The organism is Streptomyces synnematoformans, assembly GCF_039531005.1.
GTDB lineage: Bacteria > Actinomycetota > Actinomycetes > Streptomycetales > Streptomycetaceae > Streptomyces > Streptomyces synnematoformans.
Genome location: NZ_BAAAPF010000424.1, coordinates 1 through 4,915, shown reverse-complemented (window position 1 = coordinate 4,915; position 4,915 = coordinate 1). Strand labels below are relative to the sequence as shown.

The window sequence follows — 4,915 nt, the reverse complement described above, 5'->3', positions numbered from 1 at the left end:
GCGTGCCGCCGACGGCGGCCACGCCGCCGCCCGCGGGCGTCCCGCGGGTGCCGGCGCGGGTGGCGAGCTGGAAGACCCGGCGCCGGACGCCGTCGGCGATCCGCAGCGACGGGCGCAGCAGCAGCCAGCCGAGGCCCATGACGGCGGCGCCGGCGACGGCGTCGAGGAAGTAGTGGTTGGCGGTGCCCATGACCACGATGGTGGTGACGAGCGGGTACGCGACGCCCAGCAGCCGCACCGGGGTGTGCGGCGCGAGCCGCCACAGCACCACCGCGCACCACAGCGCCCAGCCCACGTGGAGGCTCGGCATCGCCGCGTACTGGTTGGTGAGCCCGCCGAACCCGCGCGGCGCGCTCGCCTCGCCGCCCCACCAGCCGTACGACGAGTACTGCGCCATCGTGTCGACGAACCCGTACGCCGGGTCCAGCAGCCGCGGCGGGCAGGTGGGCATGAGGACGAAGCCGACGAGGGCCACCAGGGTGGAGAGCAGCAGCCAGGTGCGGTAGCGCCGGTAGTCCACGCGGTGGCGCAGCCACACCCACACCAGGACCACGGGCGTGACGAGGTAGTGCAGCGAGGCGTAGATGAAGTCGGCGGGGACGCCGATCGCCGCGTGGGCGGTGAAGAGTCTGTTCAGCGGGTCCTCGAAGTTGATGTGCAGGGTCTTCTCGATGTCGAGCAGCGCCAGGCCGTTGTCGACGGCCGTGGTGACGTCTCCGCGGGCGAGCAGTCTGCCGGCCGAGTACGCCACGTAGACCACGACGAGGAGCATCAGCTCCGTCCACCAACGCTGCCTCACTCGCATGGTCCGGCTCTCCGTCTCCGCTTCCCCGCTGCGGGCCGCCCCACGTGGCCCACGGTCAACCGTACGGTGTACGTCAGCCCACCGCACGGTGTATATCCCGCCCACCGAACGGTGGCGGGAGCCAGAAAGACGCGGAATGATCCGGAAAGGTTGCCCCGCTCCGCCCGATCAGGCGGAAACCGGTCTCATGCGCGCCAGGAAGACGTCCACCTCGGCGGTGCCGGACCAGCGCCGCAGCCGGTCCGCGGTGCCGTCGAGCATGGCCCGTACCCGCGCCGACCGTACCGCGTCGAGCAGCGTGAGCGCGCGGCCGGCCGCCGCGGCCGCCTCGTCGGGGCGGCCGGCGGCGGCGAGGTTGTCGGCCAGCTCCGCGGTGAACAGGGCGGTGTTGCGGACGAAGTGCGGGTCCTGCAGGAGTACGGCGCCGCGGGCGCACTCGACGGCGCGGGGGTGCTCGCCGAGCGCCGCCCAGCACTGCGCCTCCAGGCCGGTCAGCTCGGTCTCGCCGTAGAACGACATCCACTCCGGACCCTCGTCCGCCGCGCCCCGGGCGAACAGCTCCCGGGCGGCGGCCAGCGCCTCGCGGCTCGCCACCCGGTCGCCGAGCAGCGCCCCGCCGGCGGCTTCGCGGGCGGCCAGCAGCGAGCGCAGCCGGTCGGAGCCGAGCCCGGCGGCGGGGCGGCGGCCGGGGCGGGCGGGGCGGGCGGCGGCGTGCGGGCGGCCGGTGTCGCGGGCCAGGAAGGCGGTGTTGGAGAAGACGTGCGCCTCCAGGGCCGGGTCGTCGGCGAGCCGGGCGGTGGCGAGGGCCTCGGCGTAGTGGGAGCGGGCGTCGGCGTAGCGGCCGGAGTCGTGCGCCAGCCAGCCGACGGAGACGGCCAGCTCGCCGGCGGCGCTGTGCAGCCCGGCGCCCGCGCCGGGGCGCAGGGCGGCCTCGGGGAGCAGGGCGCGGGCGGTGTGCAGCGTCCGGCCGGCGCGGGCGTAGAGGTCGTCGGCGCCGTGCCGGTCGTCGTGCAGCCGGATGCGGCGGACCGCCTCCGCCACGGCCGCCTCGGGGAACTCGGCGGTACGGACCGGGGCGGGGCGCACGGGTGTGCACGGGGGTGCGCCTCCGGAACTTCGCGCCCTTCGGCCGCGTACCGCCTCCCGTGGCTCGAAGCCGAGGTCCGCCAGCGTGCGGCCCGGGAACATGTGCAGGAACACGCGCTCGTACGCGTAGTTGGGACACCGGATCTCGCCGGACTCGACGCGGCCCACGTAGCGCGCGTCACAGGAGACCTGCTCGCCGATCTCCCGCGCGGCCCGCCGCACCGCCGCGGCGAACTCGCCGGGGGAGCGGGTGCCGCGCAGCTCGCGGAAGGCGGTGTTGCGGCGCGATCGTTCGGGTGGGGCGGCCACGTCCGCTGTCCTCCCTCAGGGGGCTCGTGTCGCTCGGCAACTGACGGTCTGCAACGGCGCGACCGTACCCACGGTGCGTGCGCCGCCACGGAGACTCTGCCGATATGCGGGTCCCGGAGCCGCCGATCCGCTATAAACCGCCATCCTTTGCGTCGACCGCGCGCCGTGCCGTTGACGCGGCCGGCGCGTTGGACGTGGAGAGGACCGGGGGATCGACGACGGGGACTGGATGAGGAGGGGTTCCTGTGCCGGACACCGGCGGGGAGGCCACTGTCGGTACGAGGGCCGCCGCGGACCCGTGTGACCTGGTCACCGTCCCGGCCAGACACGGCCTCGAAGCGGTCGACATCCTCCGGCTGCGCACGGCCGTCGGGCCCGTGCTGCACGACGGCGGGGTCGACACCCTCGGCTTCCTCGTGCCGCCCGGCACGGCGGAGCGCTGGGACCTGCCGGGCAGCGCGTGCACCCCGACGCTGCACCGCGGGCCGTCCGCACCGCCGGTGGCCGGGACCCACTGGCTGGTGCCGCCGCAGGACGCGGCGCCGGTGACGGACCCGGTGCTGCTGGCGGCGGCGCTGTGCGAGGCGGCCCGTACGATCGAGGCCGCGGAGCGCTGCTGAGAAGCGCACCCGCCCGGCGGCCCCCGCGGGGGCGGGGGATACTGGGCGGGTGGCCAGGCAGAGGTCGCGCGGCGGGCGCAGCCCCGTCGTGGCGGAGGTGGACGGCGGCACCGCGGAACTGCGCCCCGACCCCGACCGCCCGCGCGGCTGGGTGCTGCTCCTCGACGGCGCCCCGCAGTCCCACGTCGACCTCGACGACCCGACGCACCTGGAGTTCGAGTACCAGCGCCGCCTCGGCCACGCCGTCGACCTCGCCGCCCCGCCCGGCCGCCCGGTGCGGGTGCTGCACCTCGGCGGCGGCGCGCTGACCCTGCCGCGCTACGTCGCCGCCACCCGCCCCCGCTCCGTCCAGCAGGCCGTCGAGGTCGACGGCCGGCTCACCGCGCTGGTCCGCGCCGAACTGCCGCTGCCCGAGCGGGCGCGGATCCGGGTACGGACCGGCGACGCCCGCGCGGTGCTCGCCAGGGTGCCGGACGGCTGGGCGGACTTGGTCGTCGGGGACGTCTTCCGCGGCGCGCGCACGCCCGCGCACCTGACGAGCACGGAGTTCCTGGGCGAGGTGCGCAGGGTGCTGGGCCCCGCCGGCCGCTACGCCGCGAACCTCGCCGACGGGCCGCCGCTGGCGTACCTGCGGGCGCAGACGGCCACCGCCGCCGCGGTCTTCCCGGAGCTGTGCGTCACCGCCGCCCCGGCCGTCTGGCGCGGCCGGCGCTTCGGCAACGCCGTGCTCCTCGCCTCCGCCGTCCCGCTGCCGGTCGCCGAGCTGACCCGCCGGGCGGCCACCGACCCGCACCCCGGCCGCGTCGAACACGGCCGCGGGCTGCGGGACTTCACGGCCGGCGCCCGGCCGGTGACGGACGCCACGGCGGCGGACTCCCCGGCGCCCCCGCCGGAGGTCTTCTCCTGAGGAGAACGGCGGGCGCGCGGGTCACGACGGGTACTCGTTCGTCTCCACCCGCGGCGCGCTGTCGTGCCAGGTGCAGATCACCGACGTCCGCCGGTCGCCCGCGACGAAGTCCACCCGGATCCAGCTCGTCTGCTCCCAGATCTGCATCTGCCACCCGGCCTGCGGCGTCGCCGACACCAACTCCGCCGCGCCCCCGGCCATCTCGAACGTCACCCGCCCGCCGGCCACCGGAAACGTCTGCACGTCCACCGCCCCGCTCCCGGCCGGGCGGTCGCCCTGTGCGGTCTCGCCCGCCGCCCGGGACCCGTTCGCGCCGGCCGGGCTCTCCGTACGCTCCGGCTCCTCCGGCTCCTCCGCCCCCTCCGAACCCGCCGCGGCGGACGGCGAATCCGGCGTCCGCGTCGGTGTCGGCGAGGGACGCGGCGGCCGCTCCGTGGCCGTGCCGACCGACGGCGGTTCCGACGACTCCCGCGCCGACGGCGCCCCGCCTGACAGGGGCACCGCGTGCGGCCGGTCGGAGGTGCTGTCCAGCATGAGCCGGACCCCGAGCCACGACACCGTCACGGCCGTCAGTGTCGCCAGGGTCCACGCCAGCGCGTGCACGAACCTTCGACGCATCGGTCACATCCTGCCGCACCCGCCCCCGCCGTGCCGCACGCCCGCCGGAACCGCCCGCCCGCGCGCCCCCGGCGGACGCACGCGCTCCCGCCGGACCGGCACCGGGCCGGCCGCGGGGGCGGCGCGCGGCGCGCCGATGGCGTACGTTGCCGGGCATGGCAAGTGTGCTGGTGGTGGAGGACGACCAGTTCGTGCGCTCCGCGCTGATCAGGCATCTGACGGACGCCGCCCACACCGTGCGCAGCGTGGGCACGGCGCTGGAGGCGCTCCGCGAGGTCGCGCACCACGGCTTCGACGTCGTGATCCTCGACCTCGGGCTGCCCGACCTCGACGGCGCCGAGGCGCTGAAGATGCTTCGCGGCATCACCGACGTGCCGGTGATCGTCGCCACCGCGCGGGACGACGAGTCCGAGACCGTACGCCTGCTCAACGACGGCGCCGACGACTACCTCGTCAAGCCCTTCTCCGTCGAGCACCTGCAGGCCCGCCTCGGCGCCGTGCTGCGCCGCGCCCACGGCAGCGCCGCCGCCGCGCCGCCGCGGGCGCTGCGCGTCGGCGGGCTCGCCGTCG

At 76.6% G+C, this 4,915-nt stretch carries 6 protein-coding genes; 3 read left to right on the top strand and 3 right to left on the bottom strand.

Annotated elements, in window-relative coordinates:
• The coding region (locus tag ABD317_RS33580; RefSeq protein ID WP_344295089.1) for a phosphatase PAP2 family protein at window positions 1–772 on the bottom strand (772 nt) is incomplete at its 3' end.
• Window positions 773–973: 201 nt separating this feature from the next.
• Complete coding sequence (locus tag ABD317_RS33575) at window positions 974–2,200, bottom strand: NsdA family TPR-like regulatory protein (protein ID WP_344295087.1); 1,227 nt, start codon at window positions 2,198–2,200, stop codon at window positions 974–976.
• Window positions 2,201–2,445: 245 nt separating this feature from the next.
• Between ABD317_RS33575 and ABD317_RS33570 the strand changes: the two genes are divergently transcribed.
• Both ABD317_RS33570 and ABD317_RS33565 read left to right on the top strand, forming a co-directional pair.
• On the top strand, window positions 2,446–2,820 hold the full coding sequence (locus tag ABD317_RS33570) for a hypothetical protein (RefSeq protein WP_344295086.1): 375 nt from the start codon (window positions 2,446–2,448) through the stop codon (window positions 2,818–2,820).
• A gap of 49 nt (window positions 2,821–2,869) precedes the next feature.
• Window positions 2,870–3,727, top strand: coding sequence for a spermidine synthase (locus ABD317_RS33565; protein WP_027754268.1), 858 nt, complete (start codon window positions 2,870–2,872; stop codon window positions 3,725–3,727).
• Between the two features lie 21 nt (window positions 3,728–3,748).
• Here ABD317_RS33565 and ABD317_RS33560 read toward each other — a convergent pair whose 3' ends face one another.
• The gene (locus tag ABD317_RS33560; protein ID WP_344295084.1) at window positions 3,749–4,345 is read right to left on the bottom strand and encodes a hypothetical protein; all 597 of its coding nucleotides are present in this window, start codon (window positions 4,343–4,345) and stop codon (window positions 3,749–3,751) included.
• Window positions 4,346–4,500: 155 nt separating this feature from the next.
• Here ABD317_RS33560 and ABD317_RS33555 point away from each other — a divergent pair.
• The coding region (locus ABD317_RS33555; protein ID WP_344295083.1) for a response regulator at window positions 4,501–4,915 on the top strand (415 nt) is incomplete at its 3' end.

What these genes read in the sequence shown, in the direction of transcription:
- ABD317_RS33560 (WP_344295084.1), bottom strand. Translation starts at nt 4,345, where the DNA reads ATGCGTCGAAGGTTCGTGCACGCGCTGGCGTGGACCCTGGCGACACTG.